At 62.8% G+C, this 21,432-nt stretch carries 22 protein-coding genes and 2 tRNA genes; 10 read left to right on the top strand and 14 right to left on the bottom strand.

Annotated features, from left to right (window positions below):
• Positions 1 to 3: 3 nt before the first annotated feature.
• The 3 genes from ACODSO_RS14995 to ACODSO_RS14985 all read right to left on the bottom strand — a co-directional run bounded on the left by ACODSO_RS14995 (position 4) and on the right by ACODSO_RS14985 (position 2,803).
• The gene (locus ACODSO_RS14995; protein ID WP_489037536.1) at positions 4 to 834 is read right to left on the bottom strand and encodes an Hsp70 family protein; all 831 of its coding nucleotides are present in this window, start codon (positions 832 to 834) and stop codon (positions 4 to 6) included.
• Positions 835 to 908: 74 nt separating this feature from the next.
• Positions 909 to 1,442 (bottom strand): MarR family winged helix-turn-helix transcriptional regulator, encoded by a 534-nt coding sequence (locus ACODSO_RS14990; protein WP_489037535.1) that lies wholly within the window; start codon positions 1,440 to 1,442, stop codon positions 909 to 911.
• A 26-nt stretch (positions 1,443 to 1,468) separates the two neighbouring features.
• Positions 1,469 to 2,803 carry a DUF2254 domain-containing protein gene (locus ACODSO_RS14985; protein WP_489037534.1) on the bottom strand — a complete coding sequence of 445 codons (1,335 nt, stop codon included), beginning with the start codon at positions 2,801 to 2,803 and terminating at the stop codon, positions 1,469 to 1,471.
• Between the two features lie 138 nt (positions 2,804 to 2,941).
• Between ACODSO_RS14985 and ACODSO_RS14980 the strand changes: the two genes are divergently transcribed.
• From ACODSO_RS14980 to ACODSO_RS14970, 3 genes are all read left to right on the top strand, one after another.
• Positions 2,942 to 3,012, top strand: a tRNA-Cys gene (locus tag ACODSO_RS14980).
• A gap of 964 nt (positions 3,013 to 3,976) precedes the next feature.
• Positions 3,977 to 4,438: a hypothetical protein gene (locus tag ACODSO_RS14975; RefSeq protein ID WP_489037533.1), complete on the top strand. Its 462-nt coding sequence runs from the start codon at positions 3,977 to 3,979 to the stop codon at positions 4,436 to 4,438.
• Between the two features lie 444 nt (positions 4,439 to 4,882).
• Positions 4,883 to 5,068 (top strand): hypothetical protein, encoded by a 186-nt coding sequence (locus ACODSO_RS14970; protein ID WP_489037532.1) that lies wholly within the window; start codon positions 4,883 to 4,885, stop codon positions 5,066 to 5,068.
• A 2-nt stretch (positions 5,069 to 5,070) separates the two neighbouring features.
• Here the strand turns inward: ACODSO_RS14970 and ACODSO_RS14965 are convergent, their stop codons facing one another.
• The gene (locus ACODSO_RS14965; protein ID WP_489037531.1) at positions 5,071 to 5,775 is read right to left on the bottom strand and encodes a hypothetical protein; all 705 of its coding nucleotides are present in this window, start codon (positions 5,773 to 5,775) and stop codon (positions 5,071 to 5,073) included.
• A 130-nt stretch (positions 5,776 to 5,905) separates the two neighbouring features.
• Entirely contained in the window at positions 5,906 to 6,721 is an 816-nt protein-coding gene (locus tag ACODSO_RS14960) for a hypothetical protein (RefSeq protein ID WP_489037530.1), read from the bottom strand.
• A 136-nt stretch (positions 6,722 to 6,857) separates the two neighbouring features.
• On the opposite strand from ACODSO_RS14960, the gene ACODSO_RS14955 reads away from it, so the two are divergent.
• Positions 6,858 to 6,928: transfer RNA gene (locus ACODSO_RS14955), tRNA-Cys, on the top strand.
• A 65-nt stretch (positions 6,929 to 6,993) separates the two neighbouring features.
• Here ACODSO_RS14955 and ACODSO_RS14950 read toward each other — a convergent pair.
• Complete coding sequence (locus ACODSO_RS14950; protein ID WP_489037529.1) at positions 6,994 to 7,200, bottom strand: hypothetical protein; 207 nt, start codon at positions 7,198 to 7,200, stop codon at positions 6,994 to 6,996.
• Between the two features lie 120 nt (positions 7,201 to 7,320).
• On the opposite strand from ACODSO_RS14950, the gene ACODSO_RS14945 reads away from it, so the two are divergent.
• Entirely contained in the window at positions 7,321 to 8,100 is a 780-nt protein-coding gene (locus ACODSO_RS14945) for a VOC family protein (RefSeq protein ID WP_489037528.1), read from the top strand.
• Between the two features lie 17 nt (positions 8,101 to 8,117).
• On the opposite strand, the gene ACODSO_RS14940 is transcribed toward ACODSO_RS14945, so the two are convergent.
• Genes ACODSO_RS14940 through ACODSO_RS14925 form a run of 4 tightly spaced genes read right to left on the bottom strand, consistent with a single transcriptional unit; the run spans position 8,118 to position 11,829 of the window.
• Positions 8,118 to 8,708 (bottom strand): class I SAM-dependent methyltransferase, encoded by a 591-nt coding sequence (locus ACODSO_RS14940; protein WP_489037527.1) that lies wholly within the window; start codon positions 8,706 to 8,708, stop codon positions 8,118 to 8,120.
• A 27-nt stretch (positions 8,709 to 8,735) separates the two neighbouring features.
• Positions 8,736 to 9,887, bottom strand: coding sequence for a sulfotransferase family protein (locus ACODSO_RS14935; RefSeq protein WP_489037526.1), 1,152 nt, complete (start codon positions 9,885 to 9,887; stop codon positions 8,736 to 8,738).
• An 8-nt stretch (positions 9,888 to 9,895) separates the two neighbouring features.
• A complete protein-coding gene (locus ACODSO_RS14930; protein WP_489037525.1) occupies positions 9,896 to 10,672 on the bottom strand; it encodes an SDR family oxidoreductase in 777 nt (258 codons plus the stop codon).
• Positions 10,669 to 11,829, bottom strand: coding sequence for a hypothetical protein (locus ACODSO_RS14925; protein ID WP_489037524.1), 1,161 nt, complete (start codon positions 11,827 to 11,829; stop codon positions 10,669 to 10,671). The genes ACODSO_RS14930 and ACODSO_RS14925 overlap by 4 nt, the downstream gene beginning before the upstream one ends.
• 194 nt (positions 11,830 to 12,023) lie before the next feature.
• Here ACODSO_RS14925 and cysD point away from each other — a divergent pair, with 194 nt between their 5' ends.
• The 3 genes from cysD to ACODSO_RS14910 are packed head-to-tail and all read left to right on the top strand — an operon-like array spanning position 12,024 to position 15,870.
• A complete protein-coding gene (cysD, locus tag ACODSO_RS14920) occupies positions 12,024 to 12,935 on the top strand; it encodes a sulfate adenylyltransferase subunit CysD (protein WP_489037523.1) in 912 nt (303 codons plus the stop codon).
• Positions 12,935 to 14,770, top strand: coding sequence for an adenylyl-sulfate kinase (gene cysC / locus ACODSO_RS14915; protein WP_489037522.1), 1,836 nt, complete (start codon positions 12,935 to 12,937; stop codon positions 14,768 to 14,770). The genes cysD and cysC overlap by 1 nt, the downstream gene beginning before the upstream one ends.
• A gap of 17 nt (positions 14,771 to 14,787) precedes the next feature.
• Positions 14,788 to 15,870: a 3'(2'),5'-bisphosphate nucleotidase CysQ gene (locus tag ACODSO_RS14910; RefSeq protein ID WP_489037595.1), complete on the top strand. Its 1,083-nt coding sequence runs from the start codon at positions 14,788 to 14,790 to the stop codon at positions 15,868 to 15,870.
• 28 nt (positions 15,871 to 15,898) lie between these two features.
• Here ACODSO_RS14910 and ACODSO_RS14905 read toward each other — a convergent pair whose 3' ends face one another.
• Positions 15,899 to 17,080 (bottom strand): erythromycin esterase family protein, encoded by a 1,182-nt coding sequence (locus ACODSO_RS14905; RefSeq protein WP_489037521.1) that lies wholly within the window; start codon positions 17,078 to 17,080, stop codon positions 15,899 to 15,901.
• Positions 17,081 to 17,139: 59 nt separating this feature from the next.
• Here ACODSO_RS14905 and ACODSO_RS14900 point away from each other — a divergent pair, with 59 nt between their 5' ends.
• On the top strand, positions 17,140 to 17,871 hold the full coding sequence (locus ACODSO_RS14900) for a TioE family transcriptional regulator (protein ID WP_489037519.1): 732 nt from the start codon (positions 17,140 to 17,142) through the stop codon (positions 17,869 to 17,871).
• Here the strand turns inward: ACODSO_RS14900 and ACODSO_RS14895 are convergent.
• The 3 genes from ACODSO_RS14895 to ACODSO_RS14885 form a co-directional block, all read right to left on the bottom strand.
• A complete protein-coding gene (locus ACODSO_RS14895) occupies positions 17,868 to 18,764 on the bottom strand; it encodes a hypothetical protein (RefSeq protein ID WP_489037518.1) in 897 nt (298 codons plus the stop codon). The two genes, ACODSO_RS14900 and ACODSO_RS14895, sit on opposite strands and share 4 nt — an antisense overlap.
• 50 nt (positions 18,765 to 18,814) lie before the next feature.
• On the bottom strand, positions 18,815 to 19,489 hold the full coding sequence (locus ACODSO_RS14890) for a TetR/AcrR family transcriptional regulator (RefSeq protein ID WP_489037517.1): 675 nt from the start codon (positions 19,487 to 19,489) through the stop codon (positions 18,815 to 18,817).
• Between the two features lie 71 nt (positions 19,490 to 19,560).
• Complete coding sequence (locus tag ACODSO_RS14885; protein WP_489037516.1) at positions 19,561 to 20,766, bottom strand: acyl-CoA dehydrogenase family protein; 1,206 nt, start codon at positions 20,764 to 20,766, stop codon at positions 19,561 to 19,563.
• A gap of 183 nt (positions 20,767 to 20,949) precedes the next feature.
• On the opposite strand from ACODSO_RS14885, the gene ACODSO_RS14880 reads away from it, so the two are divergent.
• Complete coding sequence (locus tag ACODSO_RS14880; protein ID WP_489037515.1) at positions 20,950 to 21,387, top strand: type II toxin-antitoxin system Rv0910 family toxin; 438 nt, start codon at positions 20,950 to 20,952, stop codon at positions 21,385 to 21,387.
• Positions 21,388 to 21,432 lie beyond the last annotated feature (45 nt).

Raw genomic sequence — 21,432 nt, 5'->3', positions numbered from 1 at the left:
CGGTCAGCCCTGTTGATCGACCGACAGCAGGGCTGCACCCCTGGCGGACACCAACTCCGGGTGTCCTGGTACGTGGGTCTTCACCCCGAGTCGCCGTTCGAATGCCTCCCCGATCGATGTCACGTTCGCGCCGCCGCCCAGTAGGACGATCGACGCAGGTTTGGTGCCGGAGAGTTCGATGGTCTGCTCGACAACCATGGTGGCGTACCGAACCGGACCCGCGATGATTTCCTCGAAGTCCCTGCGGGTGAACACATGATGCCCTGTCCCGTCGGATCCGTGCGCATTGACGACGCCTCCGTCGCTGAGCTGCTCTTTGATGGAGCGAGATGCCTCGACGTCTGTCCGGACACCGTTCGCGGCCAGATGTCTGCGCACGAGATGGTCGAGATCGTCGCCGCAGAATGTCGATGTCCGACGCGACGCGACGGTCGCTCCTGCAGCCAGGTCCAGTACGGAGACGGTCATTCCCGTGCTGCCGAGGTCGCACAGGACCGTCGCGCCGTGGGTGGGAACTGTACCGGTGAATCGAAGGTAGCGAAGCTGCGCAGCGGTCTCGTGTACGAGCCAGGACGGTCGGGGGTCGCGGCGTTCGCTCAACGCGTCGGCGTCTTCGTTGACTCGATAGGCAATCGCCGAGTACGCCACGGGTAGAGCCAGTTTGGATGCGGTGGCGTGCAGCGCCGACACGCCGGCGGCGATGGTGGACACGAGCGATTGACCGCGCTGTCGCCGCACAGTTCGTGACGCGACGGGCGCGCGATGCGGACTGTCCAGGTAAGTCAGAATTGCGCGCGCACCGTGTGCACCTGCGCCGACACCCACTACCAACACGTTCTCTCCAACCTGAGCGCGGCCCCCGCCACGTTCTCGTGATATTCCATCACGGATCGTTCACGGGGCGTCACTCACCAGGTCGGTGTCGTCCCGCCATCCTCGAAATCACCGGCGGAACGCCTCAGTTCGGCAAGGATTCGTACGAGTGAGGTCAGGCGCTCTTTGGACAGACCCGGTTTGCCGAACACCTGGTCGTTGAGCTTCTCGGTGGCGTCCACCGCCAGCGCCCGGCCGGAATCGGTGATCTCTACCAGGGTGGTTCGACGATCGCTCGGATGCGGAGTGCGGCGGACGTAGCCTGCAGCCTCGAGTCGGTCGACGGCATTGGTCACGCTGGTGGGATGGACTTGAAGACGTGCGCTCGCCTTCGCCATCGGGATGGCGCCGTTCTTCGTGAAGGTCAGCAACGTCAGAAGCTCGTAGCGTGAGAACGTGAGCCCGGTGGGCTTGAGAACCTCCTCGACCCGGGCAAGCATGATCTGTTGCGCGCGCATCAGCGAAGTGACAGCGGCCATTCCGTCGGCGACGTCGCCCCACCCATGCTTGGTCCACTGGCGGTGGGCCTCTGCAATGGGATCGAGCGGTAGCGGCGACGATGCAGACATGGTCACCATCATTCCACGGTTTCGTCTCAGGAAAGGTGGACCGCGAGCGGGACTCGGCCAGCAACTGCGGATCGTGTGCGCGAAATTTGTTCTCGCGACTGGGCAGTACGCGCCGCGTCGGCATCGGCGACGATCAATGCCTGGTCCAACAGGGACAGTTGTGTCAGTACCGTTTCGACGGTCTCAGCGGAGACTGCTGCGCGACCGACACGGTCGGCGAGGCGAATTCCGGCGTGGACCACCATGGGGCTTCCCGTTCCGTAGATCCGCACGGCATCGAGTGCGTGGTCGATCAACGACGCCATCGACACCCTTCGCAGGATGAGTCGAACCGCACCCGTACCGTCGCACCGGGCGCTGCACGGCTTCGGGCGTTGCACTACCGCGACGAGTCCGACCGACAGGTCATCGATGGCGTTTCGTGCAGTGTAAGGATCGTTGACCCCGGTCGAAAGTGCCCGCACGGCCATTTCGGTCATCTGCTCGACGGCGAATGCGACGTCGTGGCGCGGAGTGCGGCTTGTGCCGATCCGGTGTGCGTCGCGGACCCGGTCGGCGGTCCCGTCCTCGAGTTCGGCCGGGCGATTCGTCAGGATATCGGCAAGTACCTCACCTTCCACGACGTGATCGCCGGGAACGCGATGTAGTTCGATCATCGTGTCGGTGTCGCAACCGACTTCGAGGACGGCTGTTTCGTCGATATCGATGATGACGCCGGACTCCTGGGCGAGGATCGTGGTGTGAACCGGGGGCCTGGAGATGGTGTCCGAGGATGCTGCATCCGCAGGTTGTTCGCGTGGATAGAGGGCTTCGACCGACGCGGACAGTTCGTCTCGCACGCGCGCCGACAGGGTGGCGACCTGGATCGACTGTGCGATGTGATGGATGAAGTAGACCAGAACACCCACGTCGACGATGGCCAGTCCCACGGCGACGTTCACAGCGATGTCGGGCACGAAGACCGAGCCGTCGGTCTCGATGGATCTGATGGACCGCAGAACCATCAGCGAATACAGGAACGTGGCACCGAAGATTCCGAGCACCACCTGATTCCCGCGGTCGGCCATGAAGTTGCGGACCAGGCGCGGACCGTACGACGAACTCGTGGTCGCGAGCACGGAGATGGTGATCGAGAACGACGTCGCGGCAACGCCCAGCATCGAGCCGCCGATCGCGCCGAGGATGTCCCTGCTGCCGCTCGCTCCGACTTGGTAAAGCAATGACCCGGCTACGTCCACGCTGGTGCCGACCAGATAGCGATCGAGCGAGACCAGCACCTGGGCGAGCACGAGAGCGCCGATACCGAGGAGTGCGGGAACGAACCAGAACGACTCCCTCAGTGACGCCATGTATTCCTTCATGGTCGCCAGTGTTCCCCCAGTTACGCATTCGCAATCAGACCGGCCAGTCGACAGTCCGGCGCCTGGATCGAGGGGTAAGAATCACACTGATTCGAACCATGGTGCGGAATCGGCGCGGGCGGCAATATTGTCCTCGATGCGGGTGTGGCTGAGTGGCTAGGCACCGGCCTGCAAAGCCGTTTACACGGGTTCGAATCCCGTCGCTCGCTCGAAGGAACCGCCAGGTGGCAAGCCTGGCGGTTCCACTCATTTCTGCTGGTAGACGAGTTACGTGGTGGTTGCGTGTGCGCACCGTGAGCGCTTTGTGGTTGAACCGTAAACGGGTCGTGTTCACTTCAAGTGGAGGTACCACGGAGGTACCGTTTGCCCGACTCGAACAAGTGTTCGCGGTGTGCGATTGCGGAAACACCAACGCCCCTCGGCGTACCGGACAAGGGGACCGAGGGGCGCGGGCGGAGAACCCCGTGAAGAGGGTCCATCTGCCGGAGGCCAGGACCGGTGACCTCCGGGGTTTGTGAAGCGCCGGTGTTGGCGGCGCTTGGACGTGGTTTAGACCTGCCCGTACGTCGCCGCCTCCGAGGTGAGCACCCGCATTGGTGCCAGTGCCCAACTCCGATGTGCTCAGCGGCGCAGGCGGGTTCCTGCACTGCTCGACTTGCTCGGCGTGCTTCGCTTCTTGCTGCCCGCGGAGGCCTTGGCGGACGGTGCGGGCTTGGTGGCGGGTGAGGGTCTTGACCGTGGGATTGCGCACGCCCACAATGCCTTTGACGACGACCTGCCGTCCGCCCGGCGCGTTGTACCGCGCGCCGAGCTTCACGCCAGTAAAGCCATCCTTCGACGTGCCGACGAAGCTCTCGCTCTTCACCGAGCCAGGGACGACCCGACGTCGAGCCGCCTTGGAACCCAACGCCCCGCCGATGGCGGCACCTGCCGCAGCTCCCGCGACCGAACCACCTGAAGATGCGAACCTGCCGAGCGAATCGCGCTTCGGCCTACGTCGCGCCATCAGTCGTCCTCGCTGTCGATCAACCTCTGGAGCTCGGCCAAGGCGGGATCGGCCGCCATAGGGGGCGTCTTACCTCGGTACCGGCCTCCGCGAGACGGAGGTAAATCCTCCAAGCCCGGAGCATCCAGTCCTCCACCCCACCCGAACTCCGATACACCAGGATTTCGATGGCCAAAGTCAAGCGGTTCGGGATCACTCGAGTACTGGTGGCTGAGTGGATCGCTCGGCGCACCGCCGAGGGGAAGCGACCTTCTACGGTTCGGCATCAGTACTTCATTCTCAAGCAGGTGCTGGACCAAGCGATTGCCGACGGGCGGCTCAGCGCCAATCCCTGTGCGCACGTCACCTTGCCCACCGAGCGGACGGCCGTCGCGTCTACGGCTTCGTCGGTGGACGGAATCGTCGATCCGGCGCAGTTCCTTACGCCTGGCCAGGTGTCGGCATTGGCCGACGCGACGCCGTGGCCGTACAACGTCACTGTGCACGTGGCCGCGTGGACGGGCTTACGCGCTGCCGAGCTAGCCGGACTGCAGATCGGGGATTTGGAGCTGCCACCCGAGAACCGCCTCAATGCTCCCGGCGCGGTGCACGTCCGGCGCACGGTGCTCGTCAGGTATGGCCTCTCGTGAAGGGGGAGCGGAAGCCGGGCCGTCGCGCGGGGGAGCTGCAACCGGAGATCGTCTACGACACACCCAAGACGCGGGGGAGCCGTCGCCGCGTACCGCTGACGCCCTCCACCGTCGCCGTGCTGCGGGACTACCTGGCCGCGCACCCAAGGGCCGACGAACTGGACGCGCCGTTGTTCCCGACGTGCAGCCTGCGGCCCATCAAGCCGACGGGTAAGGCCGCGCCCACCCACGCGGACGGCTCAAGGATGTCGCCGGACGAACAGGCCGCAACCGCCACGGTTGCCCAGGCCGAAGCCCGCTTGTTGCTTGATTGGACCGTCCCCCTGGTACACCGCAACTTCTATGGCACGGTGTACCGGCCTGCGGTGCTGCGGGCAAACCTCAACGGCGCAAAGCTGCTGTCCAGATCCAGGATTCACTCGCTGCGGCACACCTACGCCCAGCTTGTGCATCGCTGCGGGCATTGCCCCGTTCAAGCTCTCCAAGTTCATGGGACACGCCAACACAAACGTCACGTTGGGCGTGTACTCGCACCTTTTCGAGGACGACCACACCGACGCGATGGCGGCTCTAGGGGCGATGGGCCAGACCGCCCGCGCGGACAACGTGGTGCCGATGCGGGCGGGCTAGACCTATTCGTTCTGCTCGGCGTCGGCGACGTCCATTGCACGTCTCATTAATTCGGCGCGGTCCCATTCGGTCTGGTGTAGCTCGTGGTGAGGTAGTTCATGGCGTTCCCGGAGTGGAACGACTCCCTGTGAGCAGAAATTGGTGCCGAACGATTTACTGGGAGTCCACCAGAAGGCTGCCCCGACAGGGCCGTCCTGGACTTCCGCGCAGAAGGCCGTCAAAGGTCCACCGTCGGCCGATTCAGGTTCGTGCATCCGGTTGGCGAAAGGGTAGTGCCCGTCTACACCAGCCCGCTGGAACTGGTCATATGCGGAGAAGTCTTTGTACAGCAATAGAACCGCATTCGGCATGCCATGTGCACCGTTCATGAAGTCTACGATTTGTTCGGGTACTTCAAAGCCCAGCTCGGCGATTCGGCACGCGATATTTTTCATGTAGTACCGCGCCAGCTTTTTTGGCCCAAAATGGGGGTCGTCTGGAAATACTTCTGCCCAGGTTAAGTGCTCCAGGCCGCGAAAGTACTCTGGCTCGTCCCGTACCTTCTGTACGAACTTGTCATACGCCTTGTCGAAGGGCTGGCTGCGCGTGTTATTGCAACGCTTGCACATCACATACGGAAACAGCATCGGCTTGGCTTTGGGTCCGTTAAGCCGGGTCGGTCGGCCCGCACCGTCGAGCATGAGATAGTCGGCATTGTCGAACATCATGCGGAGTTGTGAGGCCTTCACACGGTGTTCGCGTGAGTCGGCGTCGTTGCCGCACCACCAACATTTTGGATGCGCTGGATCGGAAGCTGCTGGCCCCGTGTCGTTGTCGACTGTCATTGATCGGCCCGATCTAGAACGGGGCAACGTGCTCACTGAGATGATTGACAAAGTCGTTCAGCATTGGGTCGTTGGTTGTTTTGCTTAGCTCCTGCAGTGTTTCGATCTCAGCAAGGCCTAATGAGCGCCTCTTAACCACGACGACGTCAAGTAGGTTCATTAGCTCAGTTGTGATTCTGCGGTCCTTCGCCTCACGTCGGCGGTATGAGTCTCCGTGCTCAAGTCTCCTCATACGCGTTTCGATGCGTTCCACAACCTCGCCGATCTGCGCAAGTTCCTTGCCACCGGGGTCCTTCGACGTTTCAAGCTGCTGCCGGGTGACCGCGTGCGTTACCGGTGACTGTACGTCTCCGCCAGCCTCAATCTCCTTGATCATTCGTTTCAAGGTTTCTTTTGCTTCAGCAGCGCTACGGAGATCCTTGTGATTTACGAATACCGTGCGGAACGCGCGTATGTCGAAGGGGAGGTCATCGCCCTCTTCGATGATCTGGATATACGGCTTCCGAAACGAGTGGCGTATCGCCAACTCGTAGAAAACATTCGCGTTCTGCCCCGTGAGGTCGGCGATAAGGAGGTCGGCCTCAATGAGGTCGCTGACGATTTGAGTTGTTATCTCGCCAGACTTGTCTATCTCGTCGGCCCTCACGGTCTCATAGCCAAGCGCGCACACGGCTTCGTCGATGATGTAAGTCTTCACGAGGTCGCTTCGTTTGCGCTCAGCGCTGCCGTTCGCCCCAATAGGCGATGCGATGAAGCACTTCTTTGCACTGAAAAGCGCGGACTGGCCATCCTCGGCCGCTTCGGCATTGGAATTGAGTTCGACAGTCATGTGCAAGATCATATGCCCAGGCACCGACAGTGCGACTCATGGCGATAAATCTGGAGGTACGCCGGAGGTACGGACAGAGTCGGCGAACCTGTCGCAAGCCTCTGAAAACGTGCCTACCTGCGTAAATAAGGCCGCTGCGGGTGTGGCTGAGTGGCTAGGCACCGGCCTGCAAAGCCGTTTACACGGGTTCGACTCCCGTCGCTCGCTCGAAGGAACCGCCAGGTGATCCACCTGGCGGTTCCAATTCTTCGCTCCGACCGCGCAGGAATGCGCTAGCTCAACGCCCGTCGCCGGGCACCTGAGAACCGGTGGATCCACGTGTCACCGACGAGCCTGAAGCCCTCCCATCGTTTCCCGCCCAGCGCTTGCCGGTACCGGGTGGCCGCCGACACCATCCAAGCCATCGCCTTGGTATCGGTGGGCAACTCTGCTTCGGCGAGGATCGCGTTGTCGGCGTCGCGCAGTTGGTATGTGGCCATACACCGATGCTCGACGCCTCAGCTGTGGGTCGGCCGTGGCGGCGGCTGCAGAACTGCTGTGAATGTCGGAGCAGTGGCGTACTTTTCAGGGGTCCCCGAAACCGCTCGTAGGAGATGACAATGCCTGCCAAGGACTATGTGGTCGATACTCCATGCTGGATCGATCTGACGAGTTCCGATCCCAGCCGCGTTATCCCGTTCTACGAGAGTCTGTTCGGTTGGCGGGCCGACGTCAGCGATGATCCCGCGTACGGCGGCTACACCACGTTCGTCAGGGACGGTGTCAGCATTGCCGGTCTCGGCGGTCAGATGCCCGGGACATCCGTTGCAGACGTATGGAACACCTACATCGCCTCTGCGGACGTCGACGCCACCGTCGTGAAGGTCGAATCGGCGGGCGGGACGGTTCTGTCTCCTGCGATGACGATCGGAGACCAGGGAAAGATGTCGCTCGTCGCTGATCCCGGGGGTGCCGTCACCGGCATCTGGGAGGCAGGTCGGCATCGAGGCTACGGCTTGTGGGGCGAGCACGGCACTCCGGTCTGGCACGAGCAGTTCACCCATGACTACACAGCAGTTCTACCGTTCTACGAGTCGGCGTTCGGCTGGACTTACAGTGTTCTCGGCGATACGGACGAGTTCAGGTATGCCCAGGCAGTTGCCGGCGGGGACATGGTCGCCGGGATCATGGACGCTCACGCGTTTCTGCCGGAATCGACGCCGTCGCACTGGCGTGTCTACTTCGGTGTCGATGACACCGATGCGGCGATGGCAAGCGTTCTCGAGCTCGGCGGGACAGTCGTCGACGATCCCGAGGACTCACCGTTCGGGCGGATTGCCGGAGTGGCCGATCCGCTCGGTGCGCGATTCCAGATCGCCTCGGTCGGTCAGCCGACGTAGAAGCGTCTGCCCGAGCTTCACGCCAACAGCTGAGGCGCCCTCGCGACGGTGACAGCCCAGTCTGCGCCGTCGTGCCACGGCCGCAGGTCCCACGTGGCGAAGCGGTGCTCGACGCCGAGTCCGACTGCAGCGAGATCGTCATCGAACCGATCGACTGTGTAGTCCCTGTCGGTCGCGAATCCCGCGACGAACAGTCCGCCAGGCCGAAGGTGCGCGACGATTCGCGTGAGTGCAGAGCGTTCGGTCCCCGGTTCCATGAACACCATCACGTTGCCCGCTGCAACGATCGCGTCGAACGACGTCCCGAGATCGAACTCGGTCAGATCCGCTCGATGGACGCTGATGCTCGTGTGCTGCCGAGCCGCCTCGACGAAGACCGGATCGAGGTCCACTGCGGTCACCTGATGACCGCGTCGGGCGAGCTCGGCGCCGAGTCGTGCTGTGCCGCAACCTGCGTCGAGCACTGCGCTACCCGGAGTCAACAGCGCATCGAGCATTCGAGCTTCGCCGTGCAGGTCGACGCCGCGGGACTCCAGTTGCGCGAATCGCTCGACGTAGCTCTGCGACTGAGCCTCGGTGTTCTCGCTCTGCCAACGTGTCGGAGCCATGCCGCCACCCTAGCGCCATGCCGCCACCTAGCGCTGTGCGGCCGCGAACCTTCGATCCACCTCGTCGCCGTCGAGTCCGAAGTCGCCGAGGGTGTACTTGTGCGACGGGCGACGTGATCCGCTGCGGCTTTCGGCGTGCATGGCTTCCATGGCGGTACGGGCGCCATCCGTGAGCATGAGGCCGAAATACTGATACACCTGCTCGACGGTGCCGAGCGGGTCGGCGACGAAGTCGTGGTAATCGACGTCGAAGAATTGCGCCGCAGGGGCGCGAGTGCGCGCTGCCGAAAAGCTGTGTAGTCCGCGTTCCCACAGGTCGAGTTGGGTACGACCGATGACCTCGCCCTCGAATTTGTGGCTCCACCCGGCTGTCGCCTGTTCGGCGAGGCTGCACATCGACGGCATGATCGTGCGTGGCTCCCGATGCGTCTGAATGATCAGCGCGTCAGGATAGACCTCCAGCAACTCCTCCAGCGCGAACAAATGGCTGGGGTTCTTCAGTACCCATCGTCGATCGACGTCGTGCATCCCGATGAGCTGGAGGTTCTTACGATGACGCCGGTAGGCCGCGGTCCAGCTCTGCTCAGCCAACCAGGCCGAGTAAGTGGGTACGTACGCGAGGCACTCGTAGGCGATGGACTGCACCGACTGGCGAAGCAATTGCCAGCATTCCTCGACCTCGGAGGCCGACATGTAATGCACACCCATGAATTCGGGGTGCTCGACATGGTGTTGGGCGAACCCCTTCTCGATCTGAGCGAATATGGGATTGGACTCCCAGGTATCGCGTGGTGGACGAGGGTGCGGCATTTCCGTCAGCCACATCTCGAGCCCCTGGTGCGCCGGGTCGACGGTCAACAAACGGTGCAGCGCGGTGGTGCCAGTCCGGGGTAGACCGGTGACGAAGATCGGCCGATCGATCGCGACCTGTTCGTGACCCGGATTGTTCTTCCATGCCTGTTCGCTGAGCAACCTCGCGACCAGTGCGCCTTTGAGAAAGAACCTGTTCATCCGAGATCCGAGCGGAGTCAGTTCTGCCTCGCGCCGGTAGGAGTCGAGAAGCACCTCCAATGCTTCGACGTAGTCGTCGGCCCCGAAGTCGTCCAGCCCGGTGACCTTCGTCGCCGACGCGTGCAGGTCGGCTGCAGTGCCGACATCGGTGCGTTCGGTGCTCGTCATCGATGCTCCTAGTGGTGGTATTCGCCGCAGTTGACGTCGAGACATTGACCGGTAATCGCGCGAGCGAGCGGAGAGGCGAGAAACACCACTGCGTCGGCGATCTCGTCGGGTTCCGGTAGACGCCGTAGGTCGGTGGCGGCTGCGGTCTGCTGGTAGATCTGTTCACTGGTGGTGCCGTACTTCTCCGCCATGTGGGCGAAGTAGCCCTGCAGCGTCGCTCCCCAGATGTAGCCCGGCGCAACCGTATTGACCCGCACGCCCTGTGGGCCGAGTTCGCTGGCCAGCGTCTGGGACATCGCGAGCAACGAGGCCTTCGCGATCTTGTAGCTGCCGTACTTCGGTTGCGAATGCCGAATGACCGCCGAGTTGATCATCACGATCGATCCTGCCGAGTCTGCCAGAGCGGGTGTGAAGAGCTGTGAGAGCCGCAACGTGCCGAACAGTGACAACTCGAGACCGCGACGGATGACGGATTCGTCGGTATGCGCCAGGTCTTTCATCGACGGGATCGAGAACGCATTGTTGACGAGAACGTCGACATGCCCGAAGGCATCGACCGACGACTCGACGAGTCCCGCAGCCGACTCCGCGTCGGTGATGTCGGCCGTCACCACCAAGGCCTGGCGGCCAAGCGCTGCAATATCTTTCGCGACCACTTCCAGGTAGTCCGTCGACCTGGCCGCGAGCACCACATCGGCTCCGGCGGCAGCGCTACGCAATGCGATGGACCTGCCGAGTGACGGTCCGACTCCGGACACCACGACGACCTTGCCCTCGAGCATCATCCGAGCATCCGTGTCTCGACGGCGGTACGACGTGCTTCTATTCGCGCTGCGAAGTCCTGCGGGCTGATCTTGTTGGTGTCGTAGTAGGGCAGTGTCGACGCGACCTGGTCGATGTCGACGACCTCTACGCTCGGTCCGTCCGCCGGCGTCATCTCTCGTGACACCCGTTGCCACCGAAACTGAGCGTATCCGCGAGGATGGCCTGTTGTCTCGATCCAGTTGGCCACCTGTGGGTTTCGCGCACTGATGACGAGCCGAATGAAGCCGTCCGGATCGATCTGCGCTTGATCGGCTGTCAGCGACGTCTGATGATGGATGTAGTCGAGCGAGATGTACCACATGCTGCCCAGTTGGAATCCCTGGTACGGCGCATCGGACTTCGGGACGGTGATGATCATGGCTTGGTCATCGCGCAGGTCGTAGTGCCCGGCGGAGGAATACTGGGTGCTCAATCCACCGGGTGTGAGACGCGGTTCGGTCATCGTGTTGACCTCGAGGTTCAGATAGAACCACTGAGGGAACTGAAGAAACGTTCTGAGCCGGCCGAGCAGCATCTTGCCTGCCGTCGAATACCGCTTTGCGACGGCTTCTTTCGTGCGAACCGTCGGTACCTCCTCGGTGCTTCCGACGCGGCTGATCGTCAGCGTTCCCCGCGATGCGGACCAGTCGCTGTAGACCTCGCGTACGACGAGCATCGACGATCCCTCGCCCAGCGTGAAGTGGTTTCTCTGTTCGGATGGGCGACCGAAGTGCACCTCGAACGATCCGTCGGGCTCGATGTGAATGGAGCGATCGTCGAAGGCGGTGAGGCTGTCGGGAACATCGACGGGGGAGTAGTCACCCTTCAGGATCTGGAAGCTCAGATCTGTTGTCGTCCCGCGCTTTCCTGACACCACGTACTCGTGTTCGTCGCTGATGTTCGCGTGGAAGTACAGGGTGTCCGGGTTGTCGAGACCCATCTTCGTGTACGGGCCGGTGGAGGAAGCGAAGATCGGAAACAGTGGATCGTACGCCCAGGCCATCTGCAATGAGGCGCGAATGCTCCCGGCCAGGTAGTCGTACCCCTCGACGAGGTCGAGTTCGCTCCGAACGTGCGGTGCATCCTCGATGATCTTCTCGGCGGAAGCGATTGCCTCGACGAATGAATCGGTGAGCACGCTGAGCTCCTCGCTGCCGGTGTGTAGAACAGGTTGCAGAAATGACAATAGAACGTGTGCCTGTGGCGGTCAATGCTTGATGCAAGGAGCTAAGGCGGGAACGTTGACCTACTGATAGAACAGGTTCTATTATTTCGCCATCGAGCGTGAGCCGAGTCGGTCCAGCTAGGTACCGACCGATCGGAGGGGACGCCATGTCGACCATGTACCAATTGACGCATCTCGGTGCGTTGGAGGCCGAAGCTGTCCATATCTTCCGCGAGGTCGCGGCGACGGCGGAACGGCCGGTGCTGCTGTTCTCCGGTGGCAAGGATTCGGTCGTGATGCTGCACGTAGCGGCCAAGGCGTTCTGGCCGGCGCGGATTCCGTTCTCCGTCATGCACATCGACACAGGGCACAACTTCGACGAGGTCATGGCGTTCCGTGACGCAACTGCTCAGGCGTCGGGTATCGATCTCATAGTGGCGTCGGTGCAGGACGACATCGATGCCGGTCGCACTGTCGAGGAAACCGGTCCGCGCGCAACGCGGAACCGGCTGCAGACCGCGACCCTGCTGCGCGCTATCAACGAGCGGCGTTTCGACGCAGTGTTCGGCGGGGCGCGTCGTGACGAAGAGAAAGCGCGCGCGAAAGAGCGGATCTTCAGCTTCCGCGACGAGCACGGGCAGTGGGATCCACGCAAGCAGCGCCCGGAACTGTGGCAGTTGTACAACGGTCGACACCGGCAGGGCGAGCACTTTCGGGTGTTTCCGCTGTCGAACTGGACCGAACTCGACATCTGGCAGTACATCGCCGCCGAGGACATCGCGTTGCCGAGCATCTACTACGCCCATCGGCGGACGGTGATCTCGCGGGACGGAATGCTCTTGGCGGCAACACGATTCGTGACTCCGGCAAACGGGGAGGAGCCGTTCGAGTCGTTGGTTCGATTCAGGACGGTCGGCGACGCCACCTGCACCGGCTGCGTCGAGTCCTCAGCGGCGGATGCGGATGCCGTCGTCGCCGAGATAGCGACGACCCGCACAACCGAACGGGGGGCGACCCGAGCGGATGACCGCATCTCGGACACCGGAATGGAAGACCGAAAGAAGGAGGGCTACTTCTGATGTCGCAGCTTCTCAGGGTGGCCACGGCAGGCAGTGTCGACGACGGCAAGTCGACGCTGATCGGGAGATTGTTGTACGACTCGAAGTCGATCTTCGAGGACCAGTTGGACGCTGTGGAACGGACGAGTCGCGAACGCGGCGGTGACACGGCCGATCTTGCGCTACTGACCGATGGACTGCGAGCCGAACGCGAGCAGGGCATCACTATCGACGTCGCGCACCGCTACTTCGCGACCGCGGAGCGCAAGTTCATCATCGCCGATACCCCTGGGCACGAGCAGTACACGCGCAACATGGTGACAGGTGCCTCGACCGCCGACGTTGCTCTGATCCTCGTCGATGCCCGAGCGGGTGTGCTCGAACAAACCAGGCGGCATGCGTTCCTGGCGTCACTCCTGGGGATCCCGCACCTCGTTCTGTGCATCAACAAGATGGATCTCGTGGACTGGTCCCAAGCCAGGTTCGAGGAGGTGAAGGACGAGTTTCGAGACTTCGCGGCGAAGCTCGACGTACGAGACCTGACGTTCGTACCCATGTCGGCCCTCGACGGCGACAACGTGGTCCATCGAACTCAACGGATGCCCTGGTACGAGGGAAGTTCGTTGCTGCATCACCTCGAGGACGTGCACATTTCCTCGGACCGCAATCTGATCGATGCCAGACTTCCGATCCAGTACGTCATTCGGCCCAAACAAGCTCGTTACCAGGACTTTCGTGGATACGCCGGAACCGTGGCGAGCGGGGTGTTCAAGACAGGCGACGAGGTGGTGGTGTTGCCGTCCGGATTCTCGACGCGTATCAAGTCGGTCCGGGGTCCAGGTGGCGCCGAGCTGACGGAGGCGTTCGCACCCTCGGCGGTCTGTGTAGAGCTCGAGGACGACATCGACGTCGGGCGAGGACACATGCTCGCTCGTCCGAACAACCGCCCGCTCGTCGGGTGCGAGATCGATGCGATGGTCTGCTGGTTGACCGACGGGACGACGCTGCACGTCGGAGACCGCTACCTCGTGATGCACACGACCGCGACAACACCCGCCACGGTTCTCGAACTGGACTATCGGCTCGACGTCAATACGCTGCACCGCGTCACGCCGACAGACACGTTGGCACTCAACGAGATCGGTCGAATCCAGATCCGGACGCACAGTCCGCTGCTGTTCGATCCGTACCGGCGCAACCGGGTCACCGGCAGCTTCCTCCTCGTCGACGAACGCTCGGGTGCCACTGTGGCGGCGGGCATGATCACCGGCCCCACACCGGCATCGACCAACGTCGTCTGGAGTACCTCTCGCATCGATCGTGCGCAGCGCGCGACGAAGGGGGCGACGATCTGGATCACCGGGCTGTCCGCCTCGGGCAAATCCACGATCGCCGCCGAGTTGGAACGTCTGCTGGTGGCGTCGGGCCGGCCGGCCTACCGTCTGGACGGCGACAACCTACGCCACGGGCTCAATTCCGACCTCGGCTTCTCGAAGGCCGATCGCGCCGAGAACGTGCGCAGGGTCGGAGCGGTCGCGGAGTTGATGGCCGATGCAGGTCTGATCACGCTGGCGTGTCTGATCAGCCCGTATCGAAGTGACCGGGACGCCATCCGCAGGTCGCACGAGGCCGCAGGTCTACCGTTCTACGAGGTCTTCGTCGACACTCCCATCGAGGAATGCGAGAAGCGAGATCCCAAGGGGATGTATGCCCGCGCCCGAGCGGGCGAGATCACCGGCTTCACCGGCGTCGACGATCCGTACGAAATTCCGGAGCATGCCGAACTGGTGCTACAACCCGCTGATGGTGACCTTGCTGCGCAGGCGAGGAAGATCATGGAATTGTTGGGCTGGTGACGACACCACCCCCACCCATGGACGACGCGCACTTCGCAGCAGACGTAGCCCGCGCGGCCGGGCAGTTGCTACTCGAGGTTCGGGCGAGCGCCCACGAGACGGGCCGAGAACTGGGTCGGCTCGGCGACGCCGCCGCCAACACCTTGATACTCGACAGGCTGACATCGGAGCGGCCCGAGGATGCCGTCCTGTCGGAGGAGTCTGCCGACGACCTGACTCGCCTCGACGCGCAGCGAGTCTGGATCATCGACCCGCTCGACGGATCCCGTGAGTACGGAATGGCTGGCCGCGACGATTGGGCTGTGCACGTCGGGCTCTGGGAAGCGGGCGTCGGAATGACGGCATCGGCGGTCGCGCAGCCCGCAATCGATGCGGTCTACTCGACGGCGGATGTGAAAGGTACTGCGCCGCAATCAGGTAGGCCCAGGCTGGTGGTCAGCGATAGCCGCCCTCCGTACTACATGGAGGCGCTGGCCGCGGACGTCGACGGAGACGTCGTGACGATGGGTTCCGCGGGCGCGAAGGCGATGGCCGTCGTGCGCGGCGAGGTCGACGCCTATGTGCACTCGGGTGGACAGTGGGAATGGGACTCCGCGGCGCCCGTCGGTGTTGCGGTAGCGGCAGGTCTGCACTGCTCGCGAATCGACGGATCGCCGTTGCTGTACAACCGGGCTCATCCCTATCTCCCCGACCTGCTGATCTGCCGCCCCGAGCTGGCCGAACCACTGCTCCGCGGCATCGCGACACATGCGACACGGGAGGCGGATACAGGCCGGGTCGCGATGGCACGGGAGTACATCAAGTCGCTCGTCAGTCACGACGCAACCAAACTCCGATTGAGTGATCGCTGCACGCGTATCGAGAATGGAAAAGCCACAGGCGATTCCGGAGCATTCGTGCGTCGCGAGATCGAGGAGGGGCAACAATACAAGTCGATCGTCGGGGTGCACGATCTTACGTTCACCGAGTGGGACACCAATGTTGTCGCGCGATTCACGCTCGAATTCGACGGGGGAGTGCGCGTGAAGATCACCGAACACTTCGAGATTCCGGCCGGTGATATCACCGCCATCACCGCGATCATCGAGCCGAGTGCTTAGCAGTCCCCGGCGTTCCAGGAACCAGCCGCTACAGCGTGTCCCGGACGAACAGCACTGCGTCGTGCTCCCTCACATGGCCGGGATCCATCGGCGCATAGCCGAACCACGGAGACACACGGGGCTCGAAGTCGGCGGTCAACGCCCGAGCGTCGACGACGAACCTGTCTCTGCCCACCGAGTACAGGAGCCGTTCGACGGTGCCCGAAGGCGGGACGCCCACTCCGTGACCGCGGATCGTCCCCAGCACGGTCGGAACGAATGCGTACTCCTCCTCCAGCGCGCTTCCGACAAGGGCGCCGGCACTCCACCATTCGATCGGTCCATCCCATAGCTGCATCGAGCTCAGTTGCCGCTGCAGGTGACTGTTGTGGGCATGCGCGAGGGTCGGGGCGCGTCCGGCGAGAGCCAGTAGATTCTCCGCCATCATCGAATCCCGCAGTCCGCACATCTGTCCCATGCGGGCAGCGGACGCGTCGGCCATCGCGTGGTGGTATCGCAGCAGTCCGACGGCAGTGCGCCCGTACAGGCGTGCACGGTCCACAGCGTCACGCGAGGTCACCGCGAGGAGGTGAGGCACGTGCATACCGAGAAGTGAGACGAGGTCGTCGGCGTGGATCCGCAGCTTCAGGGCCTCGGCGCTCTGGCCGATGGACTGCGACGGGTCCATCATCGCGTTCGGGTTTTGCCACCCTTCGTTCTCTCCCAGCAGCCGAGACAACACTTCGGCACCGACAGGCATGAGGCCCGGATCGATCCATTCGGCGAGATACGCATGCAGGCTGGCCAGTGCATCCCGTGGACTTGGGGCGGACTCCATCTCCATCGGTCCGTCGAAACCGGCGAAGTGCAGCATCTCGGATGCGGGTCGGCCGTCGTTGTATTCGCGCATCCACCGCACCAGATCGCGGTTTCCCGGGCAATCTCCCCATCCATGACTGAATCCCTGTTCCATGACGTCGTCGAAAGTGCCTGCGGCGGAGGTAATGTAGTCGTCCACTGCCAACCCCATCAGGCAACTGCTTTCCAGCGTGATGGTTCGGTATCCCTCGTGCTCGACGAGATGGCTGAAGACCTCGTTGCGGACGTCGAGAACAGTGTCGACGCCGTGGGTGGGTTCACCGATCGCGAGCAGCCGAGGCTGTGTGGGAAGCAGTGCCATGATCGCAGCTGCATCGATGGGGTGGATGGCATCGTCGAGCGAAGGAGGCATGCTTCAACCGTATCGTTGAACTCTTGGTTGAGGCTTTGGAATGAATTAGGCTGCTGATCGTGGAAAACCCTCAACAGCGAAGGCGTCTGCGGCCGATAGACCTCGCTCGTGAGCATGGGTTGTCCACGCAGGCGATCCGAAACTACGAAGCGGCCGGGATCCTCCCGCCGGCTGAGCGGACCTCCAGTGGATACCGGACATATACAGCGGTGCACGCGCATTCCGTTCGCGCATTTCTCTCGTTGATTCCCGGCCATGGTCACCAGAGGTCGACGTCGATCATGCGCGCAGTCAACGTCGATGCGACCGACGAAGCGTTGCAGCTGATCGATGAGAGCCACAGTCAGCTCGTCGACGATCGGCGAACTCTCCACGCTGTGGAGAACGCCCTTGCAGGACTGGGAACTTCGGCTGTCGAGGCATCGACGGCGACCTTCGGCACGATGTTCATCGGACCGCTTGCCCACGCGCTGGGTATCAAGGCCGCGACGCTACGTAAGTGGGAGAGCGCTGGGTTGGTTCGACCAGACCGTGATCCGCGGACCGGATATCGCGTCTACTCGGAAGTCGATGTGCGGGACGCCCGGCTGACCCGTCAGCTCAGGCGAGGCGGCTATCCCCTCGACCGGATTGCGCCCTTCCTTGCCGAAATACGCACCGCCGGTGGGCTCGAGCCACTCGAAGCACTCCTGGTCGAGTGGCAGGACCGACTGTCCGCCCGTGGTCGTTCATTGCTCGCCGGTGCCGCTGAGTTGGACAGGTACATGCGCGTTCGCGAGGGTTCGCCCTAACGTTCCAGGTCATCGACGACGCCCTGGAGTTCGGCAGTTCGATCCTCGGCGTCGGTAAGCACCCGTCGTAGTCGGCGTGCCTCGCGTCCCGCCGACTTCTCGGCGTCGCGCGCCTTCGCTTCCTCACCCTCGGCCGCATGCAGTTCGGCCCGCAGCCGTGCGAGCAGTCCTTTGACCTCGGTGAGGTGGCCCTGCGCGTCATCGAGGTCCGACTCGGCAGCCTCCACGGCACCGCGAGCCGACGCCTCGTCTTCCTTGGCTTCTACAAGGGCCTCCCTGGCATCCGTGAGTGCCCTCTCGGTTTCTCGACGGTGTTCACGGTCATGCTGCAGGTCAGCGTCGTTCTCGAGTTTCTCGGGTGGATTCGACTTGGGCGATGATTCGCCGGTGTCCGGTACGAGGGAGAGAGAGGCGGGCCCGAACCCGCTGTACGACTCGGCTGTCAGTACCCGTCCGGATCGGACCCGCACTGCGATGTCGGGATCGGCGAGGGCAGCTCCTAAAGTCTGACCGACTTCGCGGGATGCGTTCTCGTCGAATGTTTTTCCCTGACCACGTGCAAGTTCGGCCGCTCGCGAGGTCAACGATTTGATTGCCTTCTGTCGCGCCGTCGACAGTTCACGGAGGTCGCCGGTGTTGGATTTGCGTTGAGCTTCACGCAGGCTGTCGCCGATATCGAACAGCTCGGCGATGTTCTCGGGCTCTTCTCGGACGAGGAGGTTGACCGTCCACGCGACGGTTGTGGGCTTGCGCAGGCTGCCGATTGCACTCGCGAGTGCACGATTGCCGGACTTCTTGGCGGCCGCAGCGGCGGCTTTGCGGGCGGCAACGAACTCGGCCGGGTCGATGGCATACAACTCGGATGCGACTTCGTCGAGCTCGGAGTCGGACATGGGCGTCATTCTCGCACCGCCGAACGTAAAAGCCCCCGAGGAGCGTCAGTTTACGTCGAGCGGTCGGTTCCCAACAGAGTGGCGACGGCGTTGTCCACCGAGAGTGTCGGGTCCAGGGCCGGGCCGGAACGCAGGCACGCAACGATCAGATGAGTGAGCCATTCGACCATTTGGTCGATCGTGAAGCTGGCCTCGTTGTCGAGCCAGCGCGCGGTTGCTTCGTCGATTGCTGCCACTGTGCTGCGTCCGACCATCTTGACTGCGGCGTTGTCCGCGTCGAGACCCAGCAGCGCCGCTGTTCCGGACAAGACCGACGTGCGGGCATTGTCGAACGCTTCCCAGGCTTCAGGATCCGCTCCTCGGCCTCCCAGCACCATACGCAGCGCCAGCCCTCGATGGAGGCTGAGGTAGGTCAAGTGAGCGGTCAATGCAGCTCGTATCTGCACATCCGGTGTCGAATCGGGAAGGCCCGAGAACACCTCGGACATGCCGGCCGCGGTGGCCCGCATCGCTTCGAGATAGATGCCTCTCTTGTTGCCGAAGTAGTGGAACAACAAGCCGTGGGCAACGTCTGCCGCTTCCACGATGTCTGCGACGCCGACCTTGTCGTAATCGGCCTCGGCGAACAGGTCCACCGCCGCGTCGATCAGGCGTTGACGGGTCTCGGCTGCCCGAGCGGCTGCCCGAGATGCACGGGCCGCCGGTTTGGCGGAACTATCTGGCACCGCGAGTCCAATCTTCAAGGCCTACTACCCACCCGGCGGTCGCCGCCGGTGGATTGAATTCTAGGTGCTCATCAGATGATCGGCGTGATGTGGTCGTGCAGTTCGACGCCGAGGAGGGCTTTGCCGTAGGTCTCGATCGATACGCGCGGAAGCATGACGGCGTGGCGGGCAGCGACGTTGGAGTCTCGCCAGATGCGCTGGAGGGCGTTGGCATCGGCGAAAGCACCGGCGCCGGTGGCGTCGATGAGTATGTTGAGTGCTTCGGTGATGCTGCGTAGCGCAACGGCTGCGTCACCACGGATTCTGGCGCGCGAGAGCAGGTCCGGATACTCACCGGCTTCTGCCGCACGTTGGACGTCCTCGGCTGCGCGGTAGGCATGCAGGTGGGCTGTGTCGACCTTGAGTGCGGCTTCGGCGAGCATCATCTGAAATGCCACCGAGTCGGCTTGGCGCTCGAACACGGTATAGGCAAGCGCTTTCCCGGCTGCCTTCGTTCGGACGAGCTCGAGTGCGGCGCGGCCCATTCCGAGCTGCGGACCGACAAGCACCATGACGAGCATGGGGCCGAAGGCGGAGCGTGCGAACGCGGAATCGGTGCGGTCAGCGACGTTGGATCCGGAGAACGCCGGGATCATGGACAGCATGCGGTGTTCGGGTACGAATACGTCCTCGGCGACGACGGTATTGCTGCCGGAGGCCCGCATGCCGGCGACGAACCAGGTGTCGTCGATGCGGTAGTCCGAACGGGGGATCAGCGCCATGCCCTGATCGAGTAGGTCACCGTCGTCGTCGTTGATGAGCACACCGCCGGTGAACCAGTTGGAATGCAGGCTCGCCGAAGCGTAGGGCCATGTGCCGGAGACAAGGTAACCGCCGGGGACTGGGCGTGCCGTCCCGCCGGGGGACACGACTCCGGCGATGATGGCGTCCGGTCCGTCGGCGTAGACCTCGGCCTGGGCTTGATCGTCGTAGAGTCCGACGGCCCAGTCGTTGACGTTGGACAGGGTGGTCACCCAGGATGCGCCTGCGTCTCCTTCTGCGATGATTGCCGACACGTCGAGCATTGTCCTCAAGTTGGTTTCGAGGCCTCCGAAGCGTTTTGGTGCCGCCACCCGAAAAGCCCCCGCGAGTCGGAGCGCATCGAGAGTGTCCTCGGAGAGCCGTCGTGCCTTCTCGTTCTCGAACGCGTTCGCTTTCAGTTCCGGTACGAGTGCGCGCAGATTGTCGAGCACATCGACACTGGTTTCGACGGACTCGACTTCGGTCGAACTTGTCATGGCTTCTCGCTTCGTTTTCGGCCTCACGCCATGGGAAGGCGGTCAGGCATCGGAATCGTGAGCATCATCGCTTCGTGCGATCTGTGTCACCGAAAATATGCCTTGGTTGACTCATTGTCAATCTTGACTTCAGGTCAACCATATGGGGTGATTGGCGGGTAGAGCCCTCAGGAAGGAACCGATATGCCGATCATCACCATGACGCAAGATGTGCCTGCTCCACAGGAAAAGGTGTGGGCGACAATGTCCGACACGAGCACCTTCGAGAAGTGGCATGCACTACACGCGGGGTGGGAGGAGGCGCCACCCAGTGCGCTCGAAGTCGGATCGACGATGATCGAGAAGATCAAGATTGCCAGCATCACCGATACGATCGAGTTTCGGGTGGAAGCACTTCGCCCGTCGCAGGAACTGGTCCTCGTCGGATCCGGGTCCACGGGCTCGAAGATTCGCCTGAAGATGCAGTGCGATGGCCGAGGAAGTGGATCGACCGTCACTCTCGATCTGGAAGTGACCAGTCCGCTGCTGTTCGGCGTGGTAGGTAAGGCGTTGCAGAGCACGTTCAAGAAGAAGCTCACGGCAACGCTGGACGGGCTCGCAGCGTATCTCGAAGCCAACTGACGTAGGTTATCCCAAATGGGTTGCGGTGTAACCCTGTTCGAGTCG

It is taken from the genome of Rhodococcus sp. FG69 (genome assembly GCF_057808915.1).
This window is presented reverse-complemented; position numbering and strand designations above follow the sequence as displayed.

What these genes read in the sequence shown, in the direction of transcription:
- ACODSO_RS14990 (WP_489037535.1), bottom strand. Translation starts at nt 1,442, where the DNA reads ATGTCTGCATCGTCGCCGCTACCGCTCGATCCCATTGCAGAGGCCCAC.
- ACODSO_RS14985 (WP_489037534.1), bottom strand. Translation starts at nt 2,803, where the DNA reads ATGAAGGAATACATGGCGTCACTGAGGGAGTCGTTCTGGTTCGTTCCC.
- ACODSO_RS14975 (WP_489037533.1), top strand. Translation starts at nt 3,977, where the DNA reads ATGGCCAAAGTCAAGCGGTTCGGGATCACTCGAGTACTGGTGGCTGAG.
- ACODSO_RS14965 (WP_489037531.1), bottom strand. Translation starts at nt 5,775, where the DNA reads ATGATGTTCGACAATGCCGACTATCTCATGCTCGACGGTGCGGGCCGA.
- ACODSO_RS14960 (WP_489037530.1), bottom strand. Translation starts at nt 6,721, where the DNA reads ATGACTGTCGAACTCAATTCCAATGCCGAAGCGGCCGAGGATGGCCAG.
- ACODSO_RS14950 (WP_489037529.1), bottom strand. Translation starts at nt 7,200, where the DNA reads ATGGCCACATACCAACTGCGCGACGCCGACAACGCGATCCTCGCCGAA.
- ACODSO_RS14945 (WP_489037528.1), top strand. Translation starts at nt 7,321, where the DNA reads ATGCCTGCCAAGGACTATGTGGTCGATACTCCATGCTGGATCGATCTG.
- ACODSO_RS14940 (WP_489037527.1), bottom strand. Translation starts at nt 8,708, where the DNA reads ATGGCTCCGACACGTTGGCAGAGCGAGAACACCGAGGCTCAGTCGCAG.
- ACODSO_RS14935 (WP_489037526.1), bottom strand. Translation starts at nt 9,887, where the DNA reads ATGACGAGCACCGAACGCACCGATGTCGGCACTGCAGCCGACCTGCAC.
- ACODSO_RS14930 (WP_489037525.1), bottom strand. Translation starts at nt 10,672, where the DNA reads ATGATGCTCGAGGGCAAGGTCGTCGTGGTGTCCGGAGTCGGACCGTCA.
- cysD (WP_489037523.1), top strand. Translation starts at nt 12,024, where the DNA reads ATGTCGACCATGTACCAATTGACGCATCTCGGTGCGTTGGAGGCCGAA.
- cysC (WP_489037522.1), top strand. Translation starts at nt 12,935, where the DNA reads ATGTCGCAGCTTCTCAGGGTGGCCACGGCAGGCAGTGTCGACGACGGC.
- ACODSO_RS14910 (WP_489037595.1), top strand. Translation starts at nt 14,788, where the DNA reads ATGGACGACGCGCACTTCGCAGCAGACGTAGCCCGCGCGGCCGGGCAG.
- ACODSO_RS14905 (WP_489037521.1), bottom strand. Translation starts at nt 17,080, where the DNA reads ATGCCTCCTTCGCTCGACGATGCCATCCACCCCATCGATGCAGCTGCG.
- ACODSO_RS14895 (WP_489037518.1), bottom strand. Translation starts at nt 18,764, where the DNA reads ATGTCCGACTCCGAGCTCGACGAAGTCGCATCCGAGTTGTATGCCATC.
- ACODSO_RS14885 (WP_489037516.1), bottom strand. Translation starts at nt 20,766, where the DNA reads ATGACAAGTTCGACCGAAGTCGAGTCCGTCGAAACCAGTGTCGATGTG.
- ACODSO_RS14880 (WP_489037515.1), top strand. Translation starts at nt 20,950, where the DNA reads ATGCCGATCATCACCATGACGCAAGATGTGCCTGCTCCACAGGAAAAG.